Genomic DNA, 24,609 nt, shown 5'->3' with positions numbered 1-24,609 from the left:
ACAGCACCGCACCCGGCCTCCCGAGGCGGGAGACCGGGTGCGGTCGGGGAGCTCGTGGGTCCGTCAGCGGGTGACGGTGGCGCTGCCCTCCGGAGGCACCGCCGCCGGGTGGTCAGGGGCCACGAACACCCACCTGCGGTAGGCGAAGTAGCGGATGAGCGTCCCCAGCACGGTCGAGACGATGTTGGTGACCTGCAGGACCAGCGAGCTCTCCTGGCCCAGCGGGTAGCGGACCAGGGCGACGAGGGCCAGCCCCAGCAGCAGGGTCACCGTGTTGACCACGATGAACAGCGTGTACTCGCGCCGCAGCCCGGTCCGCGCCCGGTGCGAGAAGGACCAGTGCCGGTGCGCGAAGTAGGCGGCGGTCATCGAGACGACCGTCGACAGGAACTTCGCGGTCACGGCCCCGATGCCGACGTGGGCGTAGAGGACCTGGAACAGCCCGAGGTCGAGCGCCATGGTCGCGGCGCCGACGACGCCGAACGCCGAGATCTCCTTGAGGAGCATCCGCCAGGTGCCCTCCAGTCGGCCGCGGAGGTCGCTGACGATGCCCACCCGGCCGAGTGTAGGTGCCGAGACCGCGGAGGTCCGTTCGACGCGGACCGGGGAGGAGCTGCTGTTCATGACCGGGTCACCTGTCCCGTGGTGCTGTCGTGGCGGAGCGTCCCGCCCTGGAAGGTCTGGGTCGTCACCGACCCCGAGGTGCGCGCGTCGCCGGTGGGCAGCCCGAGGGACCCCGTGGCCCCGCCGGCGGCCCGCCAGGCGTCGAGGATCGCCCCGGTGACGGCGTGGGTACCGGTGGCCGGCGACCACCACGCCTCCCCCCGGGCGAAGCGCTGCCCGCACGAGGTGGCGCTGCAGGCCATGTCGGCCGTCGGCCAGCCCAGCGCGCCGGTCTGCGCCCCGAGGGCCGCCCACAGCGCCCGGATGCCGCCGGTGACGGCGTGCGCGCCGCCGGACGTCGTCGAGCCGATGACGCCGCCCTGGAAGTCCTGACGGCAGCCGCCGTCGGCGCAGACCTGCGCCGCGACCGGGTAGCCCAGCACACCCCCCTGCCGCCCGTTGGCGCCGTAGCTCGCGTCGATCGGACCGAGCACCGCGGCCGTGCCGGTGGCCGGTGACCAGAGGACCTGACCGCCGGCGAAGGACTGCCGGCAGCCCCCGTTCTCCAGCTGGCACTCCATGTCCGCGACCGGCCAGCCGAGCGCGCCGCTCTCGCCGCCGCTGCGCAGCCACTGGGCCTGGATGGCCCCGGAGGTCGCGTGCACGCCGCCGGCGGGGGACCAGGCGACCAGCCCGCCGGCGAAGGTCTGCCGGCAGCCGCCGCCGGTCAGGCCGCACACCATGTCCGCCGTCGGGTGGCCGAGGCTGCCGGCACCGCGGCCGTCGCGGTTCCACAGCCAGCCGATCGCGCCCGACACCGCGCGGGTGCCGCCCGCCGGGGTCCACGCCAGGTCGCCCTTCTGGAAGGCCTGGTCGCAGCCGGTCGACAGGCACACCATGTCGCCGGACGGGTAGCCCAGCGCGCCCGCGGCGCCGCCCTGCCGGGACCAGGTCCAGCCGATCGCGCCGGACACGGTCCGCGCGCCGGTGGCCGACGACCAGACGACGGTGCCGCCCTGGAACGTCTGGGCGCACCCGCCGCCGGGCAGGGTGCAGTCCATCGCGCCGGTGGGCAGGCCGAGGTCCCCGGTGCTGCGCCCGGCGGCGCGCCAGGTCTGGGCGATGGCGCCCTCGACCGAGCGGACGGTGTTCGTGCTCGCCGTCCACACCAGGTCGCCGCGCTGGAAGGCCTGGTCGCAGCCGGCGCTGGTGCACGTCATGTCGCCGGTGGGGTAGCCGAGCGTGCCCGACTCGCCGCCGGCCCGGTCCCAGGTGGCGCCGATCCCGCCGGACACCGCGTGCACGCCGGCCCCCGGCGCCCAGGTGATCCAGCCGCCGCGGAACGCCTGCCGGCAGCCGTTCCCGACCAGGCCGCACGCCATGTCGCCGGTCGGGAGACCGAGGGGACCCGCGGCGCCGTCCGCGGCGCGCCAGGCCTCCCCGATGGCGCCGGACACCGTGCGGGTGGTGTTCGTGCCCGCCGTCCACACGACGTCGCCGCGCTGGAAGGCCTGGGTGCACCCCGTGCCGTCGCAGGTCATCTCCGTGGACGGGTAGCCGAGCGGGCCGGTCTCGGCCCCGGAGCGCATCCACGCCGCGGCGATCGCGCCGCCCACGGCGTGCGTCCACGTCGACGGCGCCCAGTACACCCAGCCGCCCTGGAACGCCTGGGCGCACCCGCCGTCGGCGAGGCCGCAGGTGATGCCGGTGGTGGGGTAGCCGAGCGTGCCGCGCTCGCGGCCGGCGGCGGTGTAGTAGTCGCTGATCGCACCGTTGAGCAGGTGCGCGCCGGTGGCCGGCGACCAGAAGACCTGGCCGCGCTGGAACTGCTGGCTGCACCCGCCGCCGGTCAGGCCGCAGGCCATCCCCGACGTCGGGTAGCCGAGCACGCCGGTCTCCCGGCCGCTGCCGTTCCAGACGCCGTGGATCGCGCCGTTGAGCACGTGCGCGCCGAGCGAGGGGTGCCAGAAGATCGAGCCGCCCCGGAAGTCCTGGCCGCAGCCGCCCTCGGCGAGACCGCAGTACATCTCGTTGACCGGGGAGCCCAGCGGCCCGGTGCCGCCGCCCTGCTGCTGGTAGGCCCAGCCGATCGCCCCGCTGGTGCGGATGCCGGTGGAGCCGAACCAGTCGGTGAAGTACAGCCAGAAGTTGCGGTTGCCGTAGGCCGAGCAGGCGTCGCCCTCGCCGTAGCCGGCATCGAGCGCCGCCTGGTTCGGGCGGTACGGGGTGTAGCTGTACAGGCCCGCGGTCGCCTTGTTGAGGATGTAGACCTGCGAGGTGCCGCAGCTGTCGGGCACGTTCCACTTGATGGTGTTGTAGCGGCCGGCGCGGTAGCTGCCCGCGACACCGGCGGCGTACCGCTGGAACTGCCGCGAGGCGAAGTAGATCTGGCTGACCAGCCCGGAGAAGGCGGGGTCGCACGCGGCGGTGTCCGGGCAGCCGAAGCCGGTGGCCTTCGTGTAGTGCGAGGTGCCCGGCTGGGTGCGGGTGACCAGCCCCTGCTCCTTCTGCAGCAGGACCAGGAGCACCCGGGGGTTGATCCGGCAGGCGGCCGCGACCTTGGCGATCAGCGTGGCCGCGGTCTCCCCGCGCGCGCCGCGGTAGGTGGAGCAGTACGCGTCACCGGGCTGGTCCACGGTGTCCTGCCGGTAGTCCTTGAGGCAGGGCATGGCGCCGGCCACGCACCTGGCGCCCTTGGCGTCGAGGAAGGCCTGGATGGCGCCCGCGTCCATCGCGCCCCAGTCGAAGAAGACCTCGTCGCTGATGATGTTGCCCGGGTCGAACAGGCGGGTGTCGGCCGCGAGGTCGAGGGCCGGCTGCGCGGGACCGGCCGTCGGGGCCGGCGCGGACACCGGCACCAGCAGCACCGTGGACACGAGCGCCAGGACGAGCGTGAGGAGCGGCAGCCGCCGGGCCACCCGCGGGAGCAGCCCGGTCACGGGACCACCACGTCCAGCGGCTCCGACGTGCCCGAGTACTCGTCGGACTCGTAGGTCACCGTCGCCGTCCAGGTGCCCGACGCGAGCTCCTCACCGGGCACCGTGAGCCCGGGGCAGGAGGTCGACTCCGGCTCCCGCTCGCCGGACACCGTCGCCGAGGCGGTGCGTCCCTGGCCCTCGAGCGTGAGCGTGCACGTGCCGCCGCTCTCGGCCACCGCCTCGACGTACGCGCCGACGGTGACGCCGGGGAGGTCCTGCTCCCAGTCGGCGTAGGTCAGCACGACGGTGACGTTGCCGTCCTCCGGTGCCTCGAGGGGCGGATCGGTGGCGACGTCCGTCGGTTCCGCGCTCGTCGCGGGGGCGCTCCCCCCGGTGGCGCCGTCCCCGGCGGCCGCGGACGAGGTGGCGGCGGAGTCCCCCGTCGCCGACGCCGTGTCCGCCGCGTCGCCGCTGCCGCACGCCGCGAGCGTCAGCGCGGTCACCGCCGCCACCACCAGGCCGCCGACGGCCCCTCGTCTCGAACCCATGCCTGCTCCCCGGTCGTCCGTCCCGGCCGGGGGTCCGCGCTACGCGCCGGCCGGGAAGCCGCACCAGCGGCCGGCGGTCAATGTCGCACGGTCACCATGCGGTGACGGTGGGTCGACGCGCCGCCGGAGGGCGATGGGGCGGCTGTGACGGAGGAGTCGCCACCGCCCACCCGGTCGCTGCTCACTACGCTGCTGGACCCGTGGGTGTCTCGTCGTCGGGTCCGGACCAGCTCCCGGTGGTCGCCATGGTCGGCGGGGGCCAGCTGGCCCGGATGACCCACCAGGCCGCGATCGCGCTCGGCCAGTCGCTGCGCGTGCTCTCCACCGGCCCCGACGAATCGGCTGCGCTGGTCGCCGCCGACGTCCGGATCGGCGACCACCGCGACCTCGACGCGCTGCGCGCCGTGGCCGACGGCGCCACCGTGCTCACCTTCGACCACGAGCACGTGCCCACCGAGCACCTGCGGACGCTCGCCGCCGAGGGCGTCCGCGTCGCTCCCGGCCCTGACGCGCTCGTCCACGCCCAGGACAAGCTCGTCCTGCGCCGCGCCCTGGCCGCCGCCGGGGAGCCCCAGCCGTCGTGGACGGACGCGCGCACGGTGCACGAGGTGACCGCGTTCGCCGAGGAGGTCGGCTGGCCGGTCGTGGTGAAGGCCCCGCGCGGCGGCTACGACGGCCGGGGTGTCTTCGTCGTCCGCGGGCCCGACGAGGTGGCCGAGCTGCTCGAGCGGCACGGCACCCTGCTGGTCGAGGAGCGGGTCCCGCTGGTCCGCGAGCTCGCGGTGCTGGTGGCCCGCTCGCCGTTCGGGCAGGTCGCCGTCTGGCCGGTCGTGGAGACCGTGCAGCGCGACGGCATCAACACCGAGGTCCTGGCGCCGGCCCCGGACCTCGACGAGGACACCGCCCTGGCCGCGCAGGAGCTCGCGGTGCGGGTCGCCGACCGGGTCGGCGTCGTGGGTGTCATGGCCGTCGAGCTGTTCCGGACCGCCGACGGCGTGCTGGTCAACGAGCTGGCGATGCGCCCGCACAACTCCGGGCACTGGACGATCGAGGGCGCGCGCACCAGCCAGTTCGAGCAGCACCTGCGCGCCGTCCTCGACTACCCGCTCGGGTCGACGGCGATGGCCGCGCCCGCCGTCGTCATGGCCAACGTGCTGGGCGGCCGGGCGTCGGAGCCGGGCTGGGACGGGCCGGGCCTGGACGAGCGGGTGCACCACCTGATGGCGCACTGGCCCGACGTCAAGCTGCACTGGTACGGCAAGGGCCAGCGCCCCGGCCGCAAGCTCGGCCACGTGACGGCGCTGGGGGAGGACCTCGCGGAGGTGCGCGCCCGCGCCGTCGCCGCGGCCCGCTACCTGGCCGACGGCGTGGTCGACCCCGCGTTCGCCTTCCCCGAGGAGCACTGAGATGACCGAGCCGCTGGTCGGGATCGTCATGGGCAGCGACTCGGACTGGCCCACGATGGAGCCGGCCGCGGAGGCGCTCGCGGAGTTCGGCGTCCCGTACGAGGTGCACGTCCTGTCCGCGCACCGCACGCCGCAGCGGATGCTGGACTACGCCGGCTCGGCGGCCGGGCGCGGGCTGCGGGTGCTGGTCGCCGGCGCCGGGGGAGCGGCGCACCTGCCGGGGATGCTCGCCGCGGCCACCCCGCTGCCGGTCGTCGGCGTGCCGCGGCCGCTGGACCGCCTCGACGGCCTGGACAGCCTGCTGTCGATCGTGCAGATGCCCGCGGGCGTCCCGGTCGCCACGGTGTCGATCGGCGGGGGCCGCAACGCCGGGCTGCTCGCGGTGCGCATCCTCGCCGCGGGCGACCCGGAGCTGCGGGCCGCCGTCGAGCGGTTCCAGCGCGACCTGGCCGACTCCGTCGTCGCCCGGGACGAGGCCCTGCGGGCACGACTGTCCAAGGGGACACAGCAGTCCCACCTGTGACGGACTCGCTCGTCTCCTCCCTCACGGACCGTCAGTGTCGCCTTACGTTCGGGTCAACAGCTCGTCGTCGGAGAAGGTCCGGCGTGAGCTCGATCCGGAGGCGACGTGTACTACCTGATCTCCACGGCCGGTCACCCCAACCTCGGTGACGAGCTGATCACCCGCACCTGGCTGCGGCTGCTCGCCGAGCGCGCACCGGACGTGGACGTCTGGCTCGACTGCCCCAACCCCGCGGGGGCGCAGGCGCTGCTGGCCGACGCCCACCCCCGGTTGAGGTGCGTCGACACGCTGTTCCGGCTGTGTTGGGAAGCTCCGTCCGAGGACGCCTGGGAGGTCGCCTCGTTCGTCGGCCGAGCCCTGGACGACCACGGCCAAGCACCGCGGTGGGTGCCGGGACTGCGTCGCTTCGGACAGGCCACCGTCGTCCACCTGATCGGTGGCGGTTACGTCAACGGCGTCTGGCCACGGCACCTCGGCCTGCTCGCGGCCCTCGACTGGGCCGCGAAGCGCGGTGCGCGCACGGCCGTGACCGGCCAGGGGCTGGCCCCGCTCGGCGATCACACGGTCGCGCTGGTGCGACGGCTCCTCCGGCGCGTGGACACCGTCGACGTGCGGGACTGCACGAGTGCCGACCTGCTCGGTCGCCCGGACGCCCTGTCCGGTGACGACCTGTGGCTGGCCGAGATCCCGACGCTGGTGGACGCCGAGCGGGCGAGCGGCCTGGACGCCGTGGTCTGCGTGCAGGGCGACCTGCTCGACGGCCCCGGCTGCGAACGGCTCACCGAGCAGTGCCTCGCCCACCTCGACCGCTGGGGCGTCGACCCGGCCCGCACGGCCGTACTCGAGTGCATCCCGCGCGTCGACCGCGGCATCTTCGACCGGCTCGCCGGGCTGCTACCAGGTCTGCACTTCGTGCCGTGGTTCGAGCTGCTCGAGCGCGGCGTGCCTGCGGCCGCCCATCAGCGGTGGTTCAGCACGCGGTTCCACCCCCACCTGATCGCCTCCGCAGTCGGTGCCCGAGGCGTGGCCGTCCCGGTCCGTCCCGGCTACTACGACGTCAAGCACGGTTCCCTGGTCGACTCCGGCTCGGCGTGGCACCTGCTGGTGCCAGGGAGCGCCGGTGTCGCGGAGCTCGAGACGGACGCGCCGGGCACGCTGGCCGTGACGGGCGAGCGCGTCCGGGCCCGCAAGCTCGACATCGCGACCGGGTTGTACGGGCCCGCGGCTCCGGCGCCGGCCGTCCCGGCGCCGCGACCCGACCGGCGCCTGCTGCTGACCGGTCGGACGTCCTAACATCTACCCGTGAGTAGCAGCGGGCTGTACCAGCTGACCGAGGAGCACGACGCGATCCGGGCCGCGGTCCGCGACATCGCCGAGCGCGAGATCGCCCCGCACGCCGCGGACGTCGACGCGAACTCCCGCTTCCCGATCGAGGCGCAGAAGGCGCTGACGGCGGCCGGCTTCCACGCCACGCACATCCCCGAGCAGTACGGCGGCGAGGGCGCGGACGCCATCGCCACCTGCATCGTCATCGAGGAGGTCGCCCGGGTCGACGTCTCGGCGTCGCTCATCCCGGCGGTGAACAAGCTCGGCTCGATGCCGGTCATCCTGTCGGCGTCGGAGGACCTGAAGCAGGAGGTGCTGCCGTCGATCGCCGAGGGCCGCGCGATGATCAGCTACGGCCTGTCCGAGCGGGAGGCCGGCTCCGACGCCGCCTCGATGACGACCCGCGCCCGGCTCGAGGGCGACACCTGGGTGCTCAACGGCACCAAGGCCTGGATCACCAACTCCGGCGTCTCCGAGTGGTACACGGTCATGGCCGTCACCGACCCGGAGAAGCGGGCCAACGGCATCTCCGCCTTCGTCGTGCACCGCGACGACCCGGGCTTCGCGGTGGGCCCCAAGGAGCGGAAGATGGGCATCAAGGGCTCGCCCACCTGCGAGCTCTACCTCACCGACTGCGCCATCCCGGCCGACCGGATCATCGGCGAGCCCGGCACCGGCTTCAAGACCGCGCTGCGGACGCTGGACTTCACCCGCCCGACCATCGGCGCGCAGGCCGTGGGCGTCGCCCAGGGCGCGCTCGACGCCGCCGTGGAGTACACCCGCGAGCGCAAGCAGTTCGGCAAGGCGGTCAGCGACTTCCAGGGCGTGCAGTTCATGCTCGCCGACATGGCCATGCAGATCGAGGCCGCCCGGCACCTGGTCTACGTCGCCGCCGCCCGCGGCGAGGCGGGCCACTCCGGCGGCAAGGTGGACCCCGACCTCGGCCGGCTGTGCGCCGCGGCCAAGGCGTTCGCCTCCGACGTCGCCATGAAGGTCACCACCGACGCCGTCCAGCTCTTCGGCGGCGCCGGCTACACGCAGGACTTCCCGGTCGAGCGGATGATGCGCGACGCCAAGATCACCCAGATCTACGAGGGCACCAACCAGGTCCAGCGGATGGTGATCGCCCGCAGCCTGCTGCGGTAGGCCGCCCGGCAGGCATCCCCGTCGATCCGTGCTCACCGGGTCGCGTGACCGACGCGCCACACCACGCCGCGGTGCACCACGGCGGGGCGCAGTCCGTGCTGGGCGAGGACGGCCAGCATCGCCGCCGGCGGGTGCGCGAACGTCCGGAAGCGGCGCCCGCGCAGCCGGAAGGACGCGTTCTCGGTGAGCAGGAGCGCCCGGGTGGCCGGGTTGCGTGGCGGGAAGCTGAACACCAGCTCCCGCCGGGCGTGGTCGGCGGCGGCGCCCAGCAGCCGCCGGTGGTCGGGGTAGCAGCAGACCACCCGGTGCAGGACCACGACGTCGGCCGGCTCCACCCCGGCCGGGTCGGCGGCGACGTCGGCCACGCGGCGGTGCACCCGGCCGGTGAGGCCGGCCTCCTGGATCAGCGCCGCGGCCTGGTCCTCGTAGCCCGGAGAGAGCTCGAGGGTGGTCACCGACGCCGCGCCGCGCCGCAACAGCTCGAGGCCGATCTCGCCGACCCCGCCGCCGATCTCCAGCACCGTCGCGCCGCGCACGCCGCGCTCGGTCAGCAGGTCCACCATCCGGCGGGCCGTCCGGTCCAGGCCCTTCTCCCGGTAGCGGGCGGCCATCCGCCGGGCGAACCGGTCGTCGAACACCCGCTCGCACCCGCGGGGGTCGCAGCAGCCGCCCATGCCGGGAGCCTCCCACCGGCGCCGGGCCGCCGGGACCGCTCGCCGGCCGGCACCCGGCCCGAGGTCCACGGGGACCCGCGCCGTGCCGGGTACGTGGGGTGCCCCCTCGGCCTCACCCGACGGGGAGGCGCAGCTCCGTGCAGGCGAGGTCCGCGCGGGCGTCCCGGGAGGGGACCGCGCGAGGCCGGGGCGCTCGTGGACGGCGATCGCCGCCCCTCCTCCGGCGCCGGACGGACGGCCGGACCCCGCCGGCGTCCTGGTCGATCTTCGCGGCCCTCCCGCGCGCCCCGGACAGCGCCGGGGACCTGCCCGTGACGGCGCGCCGTCCCCGGGTGCACGAGCCGCCCACCGGCTACCGCGGCGCGCGACGATGGCAGCTCCCAGCCCGGGCGGGGAGCCGTCCGGCCTCGTGCAGCGGAGGGCCGGAGCGATGGGCGCAGCGGTGCGAGCGGGCGACGTCAGGCTGTGGGTCGAGCAGCGGGGGAGCGGGCCCGACGTCCTGCTCGTCAACGGCGGCGGTGACCCGCTCGAGGCCTGGCAGGCCCAGCTCGACGGGCTGTCCGACCGCTACCGGCTGATCGCCTTCGACAACCGCGACGTCGGCCGCTCGACCCGCCCGGACCTCGCCTACACGGTGGCCGACCTCGCCGACGACGCGGCCGGTGTGCTGATCGAGTGCGGCGCCGGCCCCGCGCACGTCGCCGGCTACTCCGGCGGCGGGGTGATCGCCCAGGAGCTCGCCCTGCGGCACCCGGACGCCGTCCGCAGCCTCGTGCTGGTCGGCACCTGGGGCCGGCCGGACGTCCGCTGGCACCACATGGTCGGGTCGTGGCTCTGGATGGCCGAGCGGGCGCCGAGCGAGCGGGCCTTCCTCGAGGCGTTCTTCGCCTGGGCCTACACCCACCGCGCCCACGAGGACGGCCGGGTCGACCGGGCGATCGAGGCCGCGCTGGCCTTCCCGTACCCGCAGTCGAGCGAGTCCTTCCAGCGCTTCGCCGACGCCTTCTGGGACCACGCGACCCTCGACCGGCTGCCGCGGATCGCCGTCCCGACGCTGGTCCTCACCGGCAGCGCGGACACCATCGCCCCACCGGACTACGGCCGGGCGGTGGCCGAGGCCATCCCGGGGGCGCGCTTCGAGCTGATCGAGGACCAGGCGCACGCGCCGTTCGAGGAGGCGCCCGAGGAGTTCAACCGCCGGCTCGACGCCTTCTGGCACGAGGTCCCACCTCTGCGCTGACCTCGGTGAACAGCTCCTCGTAGGCGTCGAGGACCGTGCCGAGGGCATAGCGCTGCCGCGCCCGCGCGCGGCCCCGGTCGGGGTCCGGCGGCGCCGCCGCGAGCCGGCGGAGCCCGTCGGTGAGCGCGGGCACGTCGCGCGGCGGCGCCACGACGCCGAACCCGGTCTCCTGCACCGGCGTCCGGACGCCGGGCAGGCCGCTGGCCAGCACAGGGACGCCCGCCATCATCGCCTCCACCTGCACGATGCCGAACGCCTCGAAGGAGTTCACCGACGGCAGGGCGAACACGTCGATCGACGCGTAGAGGTCGGCGATCTGCTCCTCGGGCAGAAAGCCGAGCAGCCGCACCCGCGTGTCGCCGTCGGCCGCGCGCCGCACCTCATCGACCACCGACCCGCCGGCGACGTCGGCGAAGTCCCCGCCGATGAGCAGCCGCGCGGCGGGGTCCCCGAGGGCGAGGAAGGCGCGCACGAGGTACTGCAGTCCCTTCTCCTCGACGATCCGGCCGAGGAACCCCACGTGCAGCCCGGCGCCGTCGCGGAACCGCGGCCGCCCGGCCGGCCGCTCCCGGCACGGCGGCGGGATGGCGGCGGTACGCCCGGCCATCGCCGGCCACAGCCGGCTGGACCGCGCGTAGTCCTCGCTGGACACCACGACCCGGGCGCTGCGCCGCAGCGTGGCCCGGCTGGCGAGGTCCACGCCGAGCGTCTGCGCCCGGTTGACCGGCCCCGGCGGCAGGCTGACGTCGCAGTGGTAGGTGCTGACCAACGGCGTCCGCGTGCCGACGGCGAGCAGGCCCGCCTCCGGCATGGGCAGGTGCAGGTCCACCACGTCGGCGGTCCGGCCGGCCGCGCGCGCCCGCCGCACCAGCGCCGGGCTCACGACGCCCTTGCCCAGCCGCGCCACGACCGGCGCGCGCTCGACCTCGACCCCGCGCAGCACCTCCTGCTCCGGCAGGGACCGGTCGTGCCGGCTGGTGAGCACCCGGATGCGGTGCCCGCGGGCGGCGAGCCCCTCGGCGACGTCGCGTGCCACGTTGGTGAGGCCGCTGACGTAGGGCGCGTAGTAGTCCAGCGCCATCACCACGTCGAGTCGCCGGGTCACCGGGCTCCTCCCGCCGGGGTCGGCACGTCGGCGTCCGCGGGTGCCGCCGACCCGGTCCGGACCAGCACGACGGCGCACCAGGTCAGCGCGGCCGCCGAACCCGCGGCGAACGCCCAGGCAGCCGCGGCCATGACGTCCACGACGGCGACCGCCGCCGCCGTCCCCGCCGCCACGGCGAGTCCGGCGGCCCAGGCCCGGGCGCTGTCCCGGTGCCGGCCGGCGGCCACCACGGCCGGAGCGGCGACCAGCAGGGCGAGGTGGACGACGCTGCCGGCGGCGAGCACCGCGACGTCCGCGGCCACGGGCGTGTACCGGTCCCCGAACACGAGCGCGACCAGCCACGGCCCGGCCAGCCAGCCGAGGACGGCGGCGCCGGCGGCGAGCGCGGCCACCGCGGCCGGCGACCGGCGCAGCACGCGCGTCCTCCGGGCGGACCGGTGGTGGACGCCGGCGTCCACGAGCGTCGGCACCAGGGCGCTCTGCAGCGGCACGGCGACGAACAGCGGCAACCGCACGAGGGTGAAGGCGGCGACGAACGCCGCGGCGGACTGCCGCCCGCCGGCGTCGGCCAGCGCCGTGACGAGGACCGGCGCGGCGTTCAGGAGCGCCTGCGCGCACAGGGTGCCCACCAGGAGGTGGCCCACGGCGGGCAGCGCCATCCGCGGACCGGCACCGTCCGGGGACGCGGCGGGGGAGCCGCGGCGGCGCAGGACCGTGGCGAGCACGGGCAGGTGCGCGACCGCGATCGCCACCGGCAGCGTCCAGCCCAGGTCGGCGGCGTCCGTCGGCACCACGAGCGCACCGACGGCGAGCGCGCCGGCCACCCGCAGCGCGGTGTCGGCGATCAGGACCGTGCCGTACACCCCGTAGCGCCCGCGTCCGAGCAGCAGCCCACGCAGCAGGAACTGCGCCGGGGACAGCAGGGCGACCAGGGCCAGGGCGGCGACCAGCCCGGGCGACCCGCCGAGCACCGGCAGCAGCAGCGGCGCCGCCACGGCCACCGCGGCGACGGCGGCGACGGTGAGGACGGTGCACGCCCGCCCCGCTCCGGGTGGCAGGCCGCCCCCGCGCAGATGGGCCAGCCGGGCGACCTCGAGCTCGAGCGGGAGGGACAGGCCGGACCCGATGAGCAGCGCGAGGGACCAGTAGGCGCCGAAGGACGCGTAGTCCCCGGCCGGGACCGCGCGCGCCACCAGGGCCAGGTAGGCGTAGGTCATCACCCCGGACAGCAGGACGCTCACGGCGACCCAGGTCAGGGACGGCGCCCGCGCCGCCCGGCGCCGGGCGCTCAGCGCCCGGTCCCGGGGAGGCGTGCGGCAGGCACGGCCCGACCGTAGCGGCGGCCGCGGCGCCCCGGCACCGCGACGGGACGCGCAGCCCTTGCCCCGCGGTGTTGACTGGCCGCCTGCGGAGGACCGCCGGGGAGGGTGCGTGGGCGTCGTCGAACGGTCCCCGGTCGGGTCCGTCCGGGCCGACGTCCCGGCCCGCCCCCCTCGCCGGCGGCTCCCGTGGCTGCTCGCCCTCGCGCTGATCGCGGTCCTCGGCGGGCTGCTGCTCCCGCTCGCGCCGGTGCAGATGAGCGTGCCCACCGTCACCTGGCCCCAGGACCCCGCACGCCCGCAGTCGACGATGCTGCAACTGACCGGCCAGCGGCCCCTCGCCCTCGACGTGCGGTTCTCCTGCGCGGCCGTGACCGCCGCTGCCGCCGGTGACGGCGTGGTCCTCTCCACGATCGTCCCGGCGCAGCCGGCGGCGACCACCGACGGCCTGCTGGTCACGGTGGCCGACGACCGGCTGCGCGTCCTCGTCCGCGGGAGCGAGCTGCTCGACGCCCCGGTCCCCTCCGGGGACTGCACCCACCGGCTGACCGGTGACGCCGACGGCCTGCGGCTCACCCGGGACGGTGCCGAGCTGGCCACGGTGCGGGCCGCCGGTGACACGACCGTGCTCCCCGACGTCGACGTCCTCGCCACCGGTCTGACCCGGCTGCCCACGGACGACGACCTGCGCGTGACGCTGACCGTCGACGACCAGTTCGACACCACGCCGACGCCGCTCAAGCGGGCGCTCGTCGCCGCCGTCGTCCTCGCCGCCGCCGGCTCCCTGCTGGCGCTGGCGAGGGCCGACCGGCGGCGGGGGCCAGGTCCTCCGGCGGCGCGCGTGCCGGCCCCGCCCGGGTGGGGGCCGCGGGCCGTGCGCGTCGCCGTCGACGTCGCCGTCGTGGCGACCGCCCTGCTCTGGCTGTTCCTGGCCCCGGACTCCGACGACGACGGCTACTACTCGGCGATGGCCCGCAACGCCGACGACGAGGGCTACGTCGGCAACTACTACCAGCTCAACAACCAGTCGTTCACCCCGTTCACGTGGTCCTACCGGCTGCTCGGCTGGTGGCAGCAGCTGGGGGACGCGCCGGTCGTGCTCCGGGTCCCCTCGCTCGTCGCCGGGCTGGTCACCTGGTTCCTGCTGCGCCGGCTGACCACCCGTCCCGGCGCGCTCCCGGGACCGGTCGCCGCGTCGGCGTGGGGACCGGCCGGCGTGCAGGTGGTGCTCGCCGCCGCCTTCCTGGCGTGGTGGCTGCCCTACGGGGTCGGCGTGCGGCCCGAGGCGGTGGTGGGCGTCCTGGCCCTGGCCACCCTGACCGGCGTCCTGTCCGGGCTGCGCCGCCGCAGGCTCCTGCCCGTCGCGCTGGCCGTGGGCACGGCCGGCCTCGCTGTCGCCTGCCACCCCACCGGCTTCGTGGCGCTCGCCCCGCTGGTGGCCGCACTCCCGCGGCTGGCGGCGCTGGTGGCCGAGGGCCGGACCCGCGCCGAGGTCGTCACCCGGACCGCGCAGCTCCTGGCGCCCGGCGCGTTCGCCGCGGTCGCCGCCTTCGCCGACGGCACGCTGCGCGACTTCGTGCGTGGGCAGGAGATCTTCCTCGCCGCGCAGGACCAATCGTCCTGGTACGACGAGTGGCAGCGCTACGCCTTCCTGTTCTCCGACGTCCCGATGGGCGCCTACGCGCGGCGCGGTGCGGTCGTCCTCGCGCTGGCCGCGCTGCCGTGGGCGCTGGTCCTCCTGGTCGCCGCGCGCAGCCGGGACGTGCGGGTCCCCCTGGCGCTGGGCCTGTCGACCGCCACGTTCGGCGCCGCCCTCCTGCTCCTGTGGCTCACGCCCAGCAAGTGGACCCACCACTTCGGTGCCCTGTCGGGGCTCGGTCCCGCCTGGCTCGCGCTCCTCCTCGGCAGCCTGCCCTGGCTGGTCCGCTCGCTGGAACGGCACCGCGCGCCCCGCGGCGGGGTGCTCCTGGCGGCGCTCGGCACGGTCGTCGTGGCCGCCGCGCTGGCCCTGCACGGCCCCAACAGCTGGCCCTACACCTGGCTGCCCGGCATGCCGCAGGCCAACGAGGCGCCGGCCGTCGGGCCGGTCGCGCTGGGCAGCCTGCTGACCTGGTCGGTCGTCGCCGCGGTCGTGCTGGGCATCGCCGCCCTGCGCCGGCGGCGGGTCACCGGGCCGCCGGGACCGTGGTGGGCCGGCACGCCGCCGGTGCTGGCGGCGCTGGCGCTGGGCACCTCGGTCGCCTACCTCGTCACCACCTCGGCGGTCGCCGCCGCGGCGGACACCTGGTCCCCCCAGGCCGACGCGCTCACCGACCCGCTCGCGACCCGCTGCAGCGCCGCGCAGGCGGTCGAGGTCCTCGACGTCACCGCCGCCCGGCCCCTGACCCCGGACCCCGCCGCCCCGCCGCCCGAGGGACCTGCCGACCTGACCGTCGACGGCGGCTGGTTCCCGCCCGACCCGCCGCCGGCGGCCGTCGGCCGGATCTGGGGGAGCCTGACCACGACCGGGCCGGCCGGCGAGTACACGGTCGGCGAGCAGGTCACGCCCTGGTACCGGTTCCCGGCGACGGCGGAGGGCGAGGAGGTCGCGGTGCTCGCGGCCGGACGGCTGGCCGGCGGCAACGAGTTGCGTGTCGAGTACGCCCGGGCCGCCGACGGCGAGCCGCCCGAGGTGGTCGACGGCGCGGTCCTCTCCGATCCCCTGGACTCGGCCCGGTGGCGGACGTTCGTCCTCGACCCGCCGGACGTCCGCGACGGCGGGGGGCTGCTGGTCCGGCTGGTGGCCCGCGACCGCAGCGGCGGCCCGGGCGGCTGGCTGGCGTTCTCCGGCCCGTCGGTGCTGCCCCGGGTGCCGCTGACCGCCCTGGTCCCCGACGGCGCGCCGGTCGCCCTGGGCTGGCAGTTCGCCTTCCGCTTCCCCTGCCAGCGCCAGCCGGTGGTCAGCTCCGGGATCACCGAGCCGGTGGAGTACGCCGTGCTCTGGCGCGACGGCCCGGGGGTCGACGGGCTCGGGGACGCCGCCTGGCAGACCTCGCGCGGCAGTCTCTTCGGTCCCGCTGGGCGGACCTCCGGGATCACCGACCTCGACGTCGTCCTGCCCGGCACGCCCGAGGTCGACGCCGTCCAGGTCCTCCTCCTCGACGTGCCCTACCCCGTCGACGGCTACGACCTCGACCGCTCGCGGGTCGTCCGAGCGGGATGGGCCGCGCCCCCCGAGTGACGCCACGCCGAGGGGACGAGCCCGTCCGCGGCCGCAGCCACCACGAGCGCCGCTCACGGGACGTGACCACGGGCACACTCCGGCGAGGGCGACCGGTCGGACCCGCGACCGGCCGTCCTGCTGCGCGGGAGGGAGGCGCCGGTGGGCGTCGAGGAGGGCCGGGGACCCGGCACGGGCCGGGTGCTGTTCGTCGGGAACGCCGCCGCGGCCCCTCCCTCAGCGGGCGCCCCGGCCGCCTGGCGCGGCGGCGCGGGGAGGGTGGCGGCGGGCGTGCTGCGCACCATGCGCCCGCGGCAGTGGACGAAGAACCTGCTCGTACTGGCCGCGCCGCTCGCCGCGGGCACCGTGCTCGAGCCGGAGGTCCTGGGGCCGACGCTCCTGGCGTTCGTGCTGTTCTGCGGGGCCGCGAGCGGCCTCTACCTGCTCAACGACGTCCGCGACGCGGAGCAGGACCGCCGCCACCCGCACAAGCGGGCGCGGCCGGTGGCGGCCGGCGTCGTCCCGGTGCCGGTCGCGGTGGTCGCCGGGGGCGTGCTGATCGCGGCGTCGCTGCTGACCGCGGCGTTCCTCGCCCGTCCCGCGCTCACCGCGGTGCTCGCCTGCTACGTCGCGATCTCCACGGCCTACAGCTGGGGTCTCAAGGACCAGCCGGTCATCGACCTCGCCGCCGTCGCCTCGGGGTTCGTGCTGCGCGGCGTGGCCGGCGGTGCGGCGGCCGGGATCGCGCTGTCGCAGTGGTTCATCCTCGTCGCCGCGTTCGGCGCCCTGTTCATGGTGGCGGGCAAGCGCTACGCCGAACTGGTCGCGCTGGGGGAGCAGGCGGAGACGCGCCGGACCCTGCGGTCCTACTCGCCGAGCTACCTGCGCTTCGTGTGGAGCCTGTCCGCGGGCGTCGCCTGCACGACCTACGGCCTGTGGGCCTTCGAGATGCGCGCCGGCGACGGCGTGCCCTGGACGACCGTCTCCGTGGCGCCGTTCGTGCTGGCCCTGCTGCGCTACGCCGTGGACGTCGACCGCGGCAGCACCGGCGCCCCCGAGGAGGTCGTGCTGCGCGACCGGGGGCTGCTGCTGCTGGGGCTGGTCTGGGCGGTCACCGTCGGCCTCGGCGTCCTGACCGGCTGACCCCCACCCCGGGGCCTGTCGCGCGGCCGGGCACACAGCCGGCCCCCGCATACTCGAGCCCGTGCCGAGGAGGACCAGCCTGGCCCTGGCGCTGCTGCTCGTCGCCGCCGTCCCGGCGTGCGGCTCCCCGGACGGCGGGTCCGCGCCACGGGCCACCGTCCTGCCGGGGACCGCCGAGCAGGGCGCCGGCCCCACGCCGACGCCCACGCCCACGCCGGCGCCGTCGTCCCCGGTGACGGTGTTCCTCGGTGACTCCTACACGGTGGGTGAGGGCGGGCAGGGCTACGTCGCGGAGACCGCCGCGCTGCTGGGCTGGACCGCCGTCCCCCTGGGCGAGTCCGGGACCGGGTACGTGGACGCCTCGACCCGGCCGGGGCAGGCGCCGTTCGGCCGGCGGGTCCCCGCCGTCGCCGCCGCGTCGCCGGACGTCGTCGTGGTCCAGGGCAGCACCAACGACGCCGACGAGTCGCTCGCCGCCGTCGGCGAGTCGGCGCGGGCCCTCTACGTCGACCTGGCGCGCACGGTGCCCGGGGCACGGGTCGTCGTCCTCGGACCGCTGTCCCCTCCGGAGCTGTCCGCCGACGCCGTGGCCCACCTCCGGGACGTCCTGGCCGAGGCGGCCGCGGACGCGGGGCTGCCCTTCGTCGACCCGGTCGCGGGCGGCTGGCTGGTGCCCTCCGACGGGCTGTTCGCCGACGGGCTGCACCCCAACGACGCGGGATACGCCCAGATGGCCAACCGGCTGGCCGAGGCCCTGCGCGCCGCAGGGCTCTGACCCGCGCTCAGCCGAGCAGGCGGGAGACCGCGGCCAGCCGCGAGTCGCCGGCCATCGAGGCCAGCCACGCCGACCAGCCGGGACGGGCGCGCACGGCCTCCAGCGCGGCCCGCGCCGCCGCGCGGTCGCCCCGCCGGGAGGCGGCCAGCGCCGCGTAGAGGTCGCGGGCGCCCTCGGGGGCGAACAGGGCGAGGGTCTCGTAGTCGCGCTCGTCGTAGGCGCGCTGCAGGTTGCGCAGCATCCGCAGCTGCGCGACCGGGTCGCCGGAGTCGTCGACGCGCAGGTCCATCCGCACGCCGTCGTCCTCCTCGGTGGCCGGCTCCCCGCTGACCACGAGCAGCGCCGCGGACTGCCGGCCGCGCAGGTCCCCGCCCGCGTCCTGGCCCGCGGTCAGGGCCGCGAGCAGCCGGTCGGCGAGGTCGCCGCGGGCGGCCTCGTACGCCTGCGCCATCGCCGGCAGCACCTCCGGCGAGGTGAGCATGTTGCCCTGCACGCTCCAGCCCCCGCCGAGCAGGTGGCCGCTGACCGGGAAGGAGCCCGGGCCGGTGTCGGCGGCGACCGCGCCGGAGGGGGCGAGCACGGCGAGCTGCCGGTCCTGGTCCTCGGCGGCGTGCGCCGCGCGGCGCACCAGCACCGACGGCGCCGTCCCCTCGGCGAGCCCGGACAGCAGCACGTGCCCGGTCCCGCGGGGGCTGCGCGCCTGCACCGCGACGACGCCCACGCCGGGCCGGGCGCTGGGCACCGCCCGGCCGACGGCGAGGATGCAGGAGGAGACCGCGATGCCCATGTCCCCGGTGACCGGGTCGTGGGCGACGACCGAGAACGTCACCGGGGGAGCGGTGCCGCGCTCAGACCGTGGCCGGCAGCGCCATGGTGGGGACGTCGCCCGGCACGCTCAGCGGGGCGCCGGTCTTCTCGACCACCTCGTCGACCGACACACCGGGCGCGACCTCGCGCAGCACGAAGCCCGCCGCCGTGACGTCGACGACGGCGAGGTCGGTGACCACCCGGTCGACGCACGCCTTGCCGGTGAGGGGCAGCGAGCACTCCTCGACCAGCTTCGGGGACCCGTCGCGGGCCACGTGCTCCATCATGATCACCACGCGCTTGGCGCCGTGGACCAGGTCCATCGCGCCGCCCATGCCGTTGACCATCTTCCCGGGGATCAGCCAGTTGGCGAGGTCACCGCGGGGGTTGACCTGCATGGCGCCGAGGATGGCGAGGTCGAGGTGCTTGCCGCGGATCATCGCGAAGCTGGTCGCGGAGTCGAAGAAGCTCGCGCCCGGCAGGATCGTGACGGTCTCCTTGCCGGCGTTGATCAGGTCGGGGTCCTCGTCGCCGTCGAACGGGTACGGGCCGACGCCGAGGATGCCGTTCTCCGAGTGCAGCACCACGTGCACGCCGTCGGGGACGAAGTTGGGCACCAGGGTGGGCATGCCGATGCCGAGGTTGACGTAGGCGCCGTCCTCGAGCTCGAGCGCCACCCGGGCGGCGAGCTGGTCGCGGGTCAGGGTCACTGGGCCTCCTCCGTGGCTTCCTCACCGGCAGCGGCCAGCGGGGCGGCCGACGGGCGGGGGCGGGTGGTGCGCTTCTCGATCCTCTTGCCCTCGGGCCCGACGACGACCACCCGGTCGACGAAGACCCCGGGCAGGTGCACGTGCTCCGGGCGGATCTCGCCGGGCTCGACGAGCTCCTCGACCTCGGCGATCGTGACCCGCCCGGCCATGCCGGCCAGCGGGTTGAAGTTCATCGCCGACTCGTGGAAGACGAGGTTGCCGTGCCGGTCGCCGACCGCGGCCCGGACGAGGGCGTAGTCGGCGGTCAGGGCGGTCTCCAGCACGTACTCGGTGCCGTCGAAGACCCGGGTCTCCTTCGGCGCGCTGGTCTCGACGACGTCCCCGTCGGCGTCGTAGCGCACCGGGATGCCGCCGTCGGCGACCATCGTGCCCACGCCGGTGGGGGTGTAGAAGGCGGGGATGCCGGCGCCGCCGGCGCGCAGCCGCTCGGCCAGCGTGCCCTGCGGGGTGAGCTCGACCTCCAGCTCACCGGACAGGTACAGCCGGGCGAGCTCCTTGTTGCCGCCGACGAACGAGCTGATCGTGCGGCGGATCCGGCCGGCGTAGAGCAGCACGCCCAGGGCCTGGTCGTCGACGCCGCAGTTGTTCGAGATCGTCGTCAGGTCCCTCGTGCCCCGCTCGAGCAGTGCGTCGATCAGCGCGACCGGCACGCCGCAGAGCCCGAACCCGCCGACGGCGAGCGTCGCGCCGTCACCGACGTCGGACACCGCCTCCCCGGCGCTGGCCACGACCTTGTCCATGCGGGGCACTCCCTCTCGTCCGGTGCTGTGGCGGCCACCCGTGGCCCGGTCCGAACCTATAGCGCGCCCCGCCCGGCGGTCCGTCCGGTCCGGGACCGGTACCCGCGCGGGCGGGATCCCCGTCAGGGGGCGGCGGGGTCCGCCGTGCAGGCGGCCCCGTCGTCGCCGTCCAGGACCGACTCGTCGACGGCGTAGACGCTCGCGTCCCCGTTGCGGAAGACGAGGTCGACCTCGTCCACGTCGTCGAGCCCGGCGAAGCCCGGTGCGGCGTCGAAGAACGGCGTGTCGACCCAGCCGAACGGTGCTGCCGCGGCCCAGACCGGCGGGGAGGTCCGGGAGACGAGGACGTGGGTGATGTCGTAGCGCTGCACCAGGCAGCGCACCTTCGGGTCGGTGGCGATCCGGTCGAAGTGCTCCATCAGGTAGATGCCGTAGCGGGACTCGGCCACCCCGAGGGGGAACACGTTCACCACGGGGACGCCCTCGTAGACGTAGAGGTAGGTGCTCCCGTCGTTGCCGTTGTTGAGCACGCGGCCCACGTCGTCCTGCTCGCCCAGCCAGTCGAAGGCAGCCCGCTCGTCGGCGCTGACGCGGACGAAGCCGGGCTCGCCGTACCGGGCGGCGACCGCCTCGGTGTTGCGGTCCCGGTAGGACAGGCCCGCGGTCAGCAGGAACACCAGGGCGAGCCCCGCGGCCACGACGGGCCCGGCCGCCTGCAGCACCCGAGCGCGCCGGGACCCGGCCTCCCCGCGCCCCGGGCGGGCGGCGAGCTCCGCGGCGCCACCGACGAGAGCGGCGAGGCCGGCGCCGGCCACGGCCGGTGCGAGGACCCAGCTCAGGTCGACCAGGCGGTTCAGGCTGTTGTAGAAGAAGCCGGCGACCTGCGCGACGACCGGTGCCTCGGAGAACCCCGCGTTGAACGTGACCGCCAGCAACGCCCAGGCCGCCCACGCGGCGAGCAGCGGCAGCAGCCGCAGGCGCGTCAGGCAGCCGAGCGCCCCGACGGCGAACAGCACCGCGAAGACCGCGTGGTACAGCGTCTGGCCGGGGTCGAAGAAGCCGGAGTAGGTGAACCGCAGCAGGCGGAGGGCGACGTCGAGGAACGGCTCGGTGGCCGGCCGCTCCGGGTAGCTGCTCACCTGGTCGCCGACCCGGGAGCTGGCCAGCAACCAGGGGGCGAGCAGGACGACCGTCGCCCCGCCCGTGGCCAGCAGGACCCGCCACCGCTCGGCGAGCCACCGCCGGACCGGCAGGCGGGGAAGCGCCACGACGCCGGCCACGGCCGTCGTCCCCGCGACGAACACGGCCATCGACGGGTGCACGGCGAAGACGGCCAGCACGACGACCGGCGTCACCAGCACGCCCGCGCCGAGCCGGCGGGGCAGCCGGAGCAGGCAGCAGGCGACCGTCGGCGCCAGCGCCAGCCCCGCGGCGTAGCCCAGGATGCCGCCGTCGAGGGCGAGCTGGAACGAGGGCCGGTACAGCACCGAGGCGAACAGCGCGGCCAGTGCCCCGGCCACCAGGCCGTCACGCCGGCCGGCCACCGCGACGACGGCGGCGAACAGGGTCACCGGCAGGGCGACGCCGAGGACGAGCACGGTCGCGGCGTTGAAGCCCACCACCGGGTCGGGCGCCACGTGGCTCACCAGCCCGGCGAACGTGTGCAGGCCGCCGGGGTAGAAGCGGGCGTTCTCCCCGGTGGCGAGGTCCAGCGGCATGAGCTCGAAGGGAGAGGCCTCCCCGGTGCGGGCGACGTAGGCCGCCATCAGCAGGTGCTGCACCATGTCGTGTTCCTGCGACGGCGTGGACAGCCCGTGGAAACCGCGCAGCCACGTCGTGGAGGCCAGCCAGCAGCCGGTCCCGACGGCGGCGACGGCGAGTCCGGCCGCCCACGGCCGGGCGCGGATCCGGTCCACCGTCGACCCCAGGACCCCCCGGACGACCCCGTCCGCACCGGCGCGCACCTCGAGGACCACCCCGGTCACGGCCAGGACGGCCAGGAGCACCGCACCTGCCGTCCAGACCGGTGCCCCGACCGGCGCGCCGAGCAGGGCGGCCACCTGCAGCAGGCCGAGCGTGACCGCCGGCGCCGCCCCCGTCCAGATCACCAGGGACCGCACCCGGCAGACGGCGAGGAACAGCAGCCCCGGCAGGTACAGCAGCAGGAGGCCGGTGACCAGCACGCCGCCGTCACTCATGCGGATGCCTCCAGGGTGGGCGGGAGGGGGGAGTGGGGCCGGACGGGGGGGTCACGGGGCCGCCGGGTCGGCCGAGCAGGCCTGCCGGTCGTCGCCCTCGAGGACGGATTCGTCGATGGCGTACACGCTGGTGTCCGTGTTGCGGTAGACGCGGTGCAGGTCCTCGACGTCGTCGAGTCCCTCCAGGCCCGGCGCGTAGCTGAAGGTGGGCTCCGCCAGCCAGTCGAAGGGGTCCGCGGCTGCGCCGATCAACGGCGAGGTCAGGGACACCATGACGTGGGAGATGTCGTGCTGCTGGACCAGGCAGCGGACCTTGCGGTTGGTGTCGATCTCGTTGAAGTGCTGCATGAGGTAGAGGCCGTACCGCGCCTCGGCGACCCCGAGCGGGTACACGTTGACCACCGGGATGCCCTCGTAGACGTAGAGGTACGTCGAGCCGTCGTTCCCGTTGTTCATCACGGTCCCGACGCCGTCCTGGCGGGCCAGCCACTCGAAGGCGGCCCGGTCCTCGCCGCTGACCCGGAGGAAGTCCGGGGTCGCGAAGCGGCCGGCCACCGACTGGGTGTTCATCGCGCGGTAGTCCAGTGCCGAGACCGACACGAACACGACTGCGACGGCTGCGACGACAGCGGGGACCAGGAGGTCGGGGAGCCGCTCGCCCGCCGCCGTCGCGCCCTCGGCCGTGTCGGTGGGGGACGGGCTGTCCGAGGCGTGGCCGCGGCGCGTGGCCACGGCGGCGAGCTGGGCCGCGAGTGAGGTGATCCCGGCGCCGGCGACGGCCACGGCCAGCACGTAGGTGGTGTTCGTCAGACGCGGGGTGCTGTTGTAGAACAGGCCGCCGATCTGGTCGATCACCGGTGCGTCGTCCAGGCCCGTGGTGAACGCGACGGCGATCCCCACCCACGCCAGCCACGCGGCGGCCAGTGGCCACAGCCGGCGGCGGGTGAGGCAGCCGACGAGGCCGGCCAGCGTCGCCACGGCGATGGCCGTCTGGTACTGGCTGGCGCTCGGATCGAGGAACCCGCCGACCTGTGCTCCGACGACCCTCTCGAGCGCGACGAACAGCGGCTCGTCCGGCGGGATCTCCGGATAGTCCGTCACCTGTCCGCCGACCTGGAGACTGGCGAGCAGCCACGGTGCCACGGCCACGCCGGACAGGACCGCGGTCGCGAGCAGCACCCACCGCGTCGAGGACAGCCATGCCCGCACCGGCGCGCTGGTCAGTGCCACCACGCCTCCGACGACGAGGACGCTGGCCACGATGACGGCGACGGAGGGGTGGATGGCGTAGAGCCCGAGCGCGACCACCGCGGTGGCGACGGGCAGGCCGCGGTCGCCGCGCCGGAGGGCGAGCACGCAGACCACGGCGGCGGGTGCCAGTGCGAGCCCCACCCCGAAGGCGAAGATGCCGGCGTCGTGCGCCAACTGGAACTGCGGGCGGTACAGGACCGAGGAGAGCAGTGCGGCGAGCGCGCCGGCCACCGGGCCGTGGCGCCGGCCGACGATGCCGGCGACCGCGGCACACAGGCCGACCGGCCCGGCCACGCCCAGCACGACCACGAGGGTGCCGTTGAAGGCGACGACGGGGTCGGGGGTCAGGCCCGCGAGGAGCCCGGCGAAGGTGTGCAGTCCGGCGGGGTAGAAGCGCACGTTGTCACCGGACGCCAGGTCCAGCGGCATGACGTCGAAGGGCGAGGCCTGCCCGGTGCGGGCGATGAACGCCGTCAGCAGCAGGTGCTGCACCGGGTCGTGCTCCTGGGAGGGCGTGGCCAGCCCACCCATGCCCCGCAGCCACGTGGTGGCGGCCAGCCAACAGGCGGTGGCGACCCCGACGACTGCCACGACGGCGGCCTGCGGCCGGGCGCGCACACCGGCCAGCGTGGAGCGCACCACGTCGGGGACGACCGCCTCGGAGCCAGCGCGCAGCTCCAGGGCCACCGCGGCCACGGCCAGCGCGGCGGTGCAGGTGAGGACGGCGGGCCACAGCCGCAGGCCGACGGCCGAGCCGCTCAGTGCGGCCAGCTGGTAGATGCCCAGGGTGGCCGCGGGAGCGGCGCCGAGCCAGACCCGCAGGGAACGGACCCGGCACACCACGAAGAGCAGGGTGCCGGGCACGTACAGCAGCAGCAGACCGACCGCCAGGACCGCGCGGTCACTCACGTCGTACTC

19 protein-coding genes are annotated in these 24,609 nt (G+C 75.8%); 8 read left to right on the top strand and 11 right to left on the bottom strand.

The annotated features are described in order from the left end of the window. Positions 1-63 precede the first annotated feature (63 nt). The 3 genes from ACI79B_RS05405 to ACI79B_RS05395 form a co-directional block, all read right to left on the bottom strand. Complete coding sequence (locus ACI79B_RS05405) at positions 64-555, bottom strand: GtrA family protein (protein WP_456929441.1); 492 nt, start codon at positions 553-555, stop codon at positions 64-66. 65 nt (positions 556-620) lie between these two features. Next, positions 621-3,542 (bottom strand): hypothetical protein, encoded by a 2,922-nt coding sequence (locus ACI79B_RS05400; protein ID WP_456929440.1) that lies wholly within the window; start codon positions 3,540-3,542, stop codon positions 621-623. Next, positions 3,539-4,069: a hypothetical protein gene (locus tag ACI79B_RS05395; protein ID WP_456929439.1), complete on the bottom strand. Its 531-nt coding sequence runs from the start codon at positions 4,067-4,069 to the stop codon at positions 3,539-3,541. The genes ACI79B_RS05400 and ACI79B_RS05395 overlap by 4 nt, the downstream gene beginning before the upstream one ends. A gap of 200 nt (positions 4,070-4,269) precedes the next feature. Here ACI79B_RS05395 and ACI79B_RS05390 point away from each other — a divergent pair, with 200 nt between their 5' ends. The 4 genes from ACI79B_RS05390 to ACI79B_RS05375 all read left to right on the top strand — a co-directional run bounded on the left by ACI79B_RS05390 (position 4,270) and on the right by ACI79B_RS05375 (position 8,470). Continuing rightward, positions 4,270-5,475: a 5-(carboxyamino)imidazole ribonucleotide synthase gene (locus ACI79B_RS05390; RefSeq protein WP_456929438.1), complete on the top strand. Its 1,206-nt coding sequence runs from the start codon at positions 4,270-4,272 to the stop codon at positions 5,473-5,475. Position 5,476: 1 nt separating this feature from the next. Beyond that, positions 5,477-5,998 (top strand): 5-(carboxyamino)imidazole ribonucleotide mutase, encoded by a 522-nt coding sequence (purE, locus tag ACI79B_RS05385; protein ID WP_456929437.1) that lies wholly within the window; start codon positions 5,477-5,479, stop codon positions 5,996-5,998. Positions 5,999-6,103: 105 nt separating this feature from the next. Next, positions 6,104-7,291, top strand: a complete 1,188-nt coding sequence (locus ACI79B_RS05380) for a polysaccharide pyruvyl transferase family protein (protein WP_456929436.1) — start codon at positions 6,104-6,106, stop codon at positions 7,289-7,291. 9 nt (positions 7,292-7,300) lie between these two features. Further along, positions 7,301-8,470, top strand: a complete 1,170-nt coding sequence (locus ACI79B_RS05375; protein ID WP_456929435.1) for an acyl-CoA dehydrogenase family protein — start codon at positions 7,301-7,303, stop codon at positions 8,468-8,470. Between the two features lie 32 nt (positions 8,471-8,502). Here ACI79B_RS05375 and ACI79B_RS05370 read toward each other — a convergent pair whose 3' ends face one another. Further along, on the bottom strand, positions 8,503-9,144 hold the full coding sequence (locus ACI79B_RS05370) for a methyltransferase domain-containing protein (protein WP_456929434.1): 642 nt from the start codon (positions 9,142-9,144) through the stop codon (positions 8,503-8,505). Between the two features lie 430 nt (positions 9,145-9,574). Here ACI79B_RS05370 and ACI79B_RS05365 point away from each other — a divergent pair, with 430 nt between their 5' ends. After that, positions 9,575-10,384 carry an alpha/beta fold hydrolase gene (locus ACI79B_RS05365; RefSeq protein ID WP_456929433.1) on the top strand — a complete coding sequence of 270 codons (810 nt, stop codon included), beginning with the start codon at positions 9,575-9,577 and terminating at the stop codon, positions 10,382-10,384. Here the strand turns inward: ACI79B_RS05365 and ACI79B_RS05360 are convergent. Together ACI79B_RS05360 and ACI79B_RS05355 are read right to left on the bottom strand one after the other, a co-directional pair. Beyond that, a complete protein-coding gene (locus ACI79B_RS05360; RefSeq protein WP_456929432.1) occupies positions 10,335-11,489 on the bottom strand; it encodes a glycosyltransferase family 4 protein in 1,155 nt (384 codons plus the stop codon). The genes ACI79B_RS05365 and ACI79B_RS05360 overlap by 50 nt on opposite strands. Beyond that, positions 11,486-12,730 (bottom strand): hypothetical protein, encoded by a 1,245-nt coding sequence (locus ACI79B_RS05355; protein WP_456929431.1) that lies wholly within the window; start codon positions 12,728-12,730, stop codon positions 11,486-11,488. The genes ACI79B_RS05360 and ACI79B_RS05355 overlap by 4 nt, the downstream gene beginning before the upstream one ends. Before the next feature lie 190 nt (positions 12,731-12,920). Here ACI79B_RS05355 and ACI79B_RS05350 point away from each other — a divergent pair, with 190 nt between their 5' ends. From ACI79B_RS05350 to ACI79B_RS05340, 3 genes are all read left to right on the top strand, one after another. Further along, positions 12,921-16,028: an arabinosyltransferase domain-containing protein gene (locus tag ACI79B_RS05350; RefSeq protein WP_456929430.1), complete on the top strand. Its 3,108-nt coding sequence runs from the start codon at positions 12,921-12,923 to the stop codon at positions 16,026-16,028. A gap of 141 nt (positions 16,029-16,169) precedes the next feature. Further along, positions 16,170-17,150, top strand: a complete 981-nt coding sequence (locus ACI79B_RS05345; protein WP_456929429.1) for a decaprenyl-phosphate phosphoribosyltransferase — start codon at positions 16,170-16,172, stop codon at positions 17,148-17,150. A gap of 61 nt (positions 17,151-17,211) precedes the next feature. Then, entirely contained in the window at positions 17,212-17,925 is a 714-nt protein-coding gene (locus ACI79B_RS05340) for an SGNH/GDSL hydrolase family protein (RefSeq protein ID WP_456929428.1), read from the top strand. A gap of 7 nt (positions 17,926-17,932) precedes the next feature. On the opposite strand, the gene ACI79B_RS05335 is transcribed toward ACI79B_RS05340, so the two are convergent. The 5 genes from ACI79B_RS05335 to ACI79B_RS05315 all read right to left on the bottom strand — a co-directional run bounded on the left by ACI79B_RS05335 (position 17,933) and on the right by ACI79B_RS05315 (position 24,600). Further along, positions 17,933-18,754: a DUF1028 domain-containing protein gene (locus ACI79B_RS05335; protein WP_456929427.1), complete on the bottom strand. Its 822-nt coding sequence runs from the start codon at positions 18,752-18,754 to the stop codon at positions 17,933-17,935. Between the two features lie 19 nt (positions 18,755-18,773). After that, positions 18,774-19,442 carry a CoA transferase subunit B gene (locus tag ACI79B_RS05330; RefSeq protein ID WP_456929426.1) on the bottom strand — a complete coding sequence of 223 codons (669 nt, stop codon included), beginning with the start codon at positions 19,440-19,442 and terminating at the stop codon, positions 18,774-18,776. Then, on the bottom strand, positions 19,439-20,242 hold the full coding sequence (locus ACI79B_RS05325) for a CoA transferase subunit A (RefSeq protein WP_456929425.1): 804 nt from the start codon (positions 20,240-20,242) through the stop codon (positions 19,439-19,441). The genes ACI79B_RS05330 and ACI79B_RS05325 overlap by 4 nt, the downstream gene beginning before the upstream one ends. A 122-nt stretch (positions 20,243-20,364) precedes the next feature. Continuing rightward, the gene (locus ACI79B_RS05320; protein ID WP_456929424.1) at positions 20,365-22,440 is read right to left on the bottom strand and encodes a DUF6541 family protein; all 2,076 of its coding nucleotides are present in this window, start codon (positions 22,438-22,440) and stop codon (positions 20,365-20,367) included. Between the two features lie 51 nt (positions 22,441-22,491). Next, positions 22,492-24,600 carry a DUF6541 family protein gene (locus ACI79B_RS05315; protein ID WP_456929423.1) on the bottom strand — a complete coding sequence of 703 codons (2,109 nt, stop codon included), beginning with the start codon at positions 24,598-24,600 and terminating at the stop codon, positions 22,492-22,494. Positions 24,601-24,609: the final 9 nt, after the last annotated feature.

Source organism: Geodermatophilus sp. SYSU D00879 (assembly GCF_054050375.1).
The sequence above is the reverse complement of the archived record's forward strand: the minus strand, read 5'-3'. Positions and strand labels throughout refer to the sequence as shown.

Excerpts from the sequence above, each read along its gene's own strand:
- ACI79B_RS05395 (WP_456929439.1), bottom strand. The coding sequence starts at position 4,069 with ATGGGTTCGAGACGAGGGGCCGTCGGCGGCCTGGTGGTGGCGGCGGTG.
- purE (WP_456929437.1), top strand. The coding sequence starts at position 5,477 with ATGACCGAGCCGCTGGTCGGGATCGTCATGGGCAGCGACTCGGACTGG.
- ACI79B_RS05370 (WP_456929434.1), bottom strand. The coding sequence starts at position 9,144 with ATGGGCGGCTGCTGCGACCCCCGCGGGTGCGAGCGGGTGTTCGACGAC.
- ACI79B_RS05325 (WP_456929425.1), bottom strand. The coding sequence starts at position 20,242 with ATGGACAAGGTCGTGGCCAGCGCCGGGGAGGCGGTGTCCGACGTCGGT.
- ACI79B_RS05320 (WP_456929424.1), bottom strand. The coding sequence starts at position 22,440 with ATGAGTGACGGCGGCGTGCTGGTCACCGGCCTCCTGCTGCTGTACCTG.
- ACI79B_RS05365 (WP_456929433.1), top strand. The coding sequence starts at position 9,575 with ATGGGCGCAGCGGTGCGAGCGGGCGACGTCAGGCTGTGGGTCGAGCAG.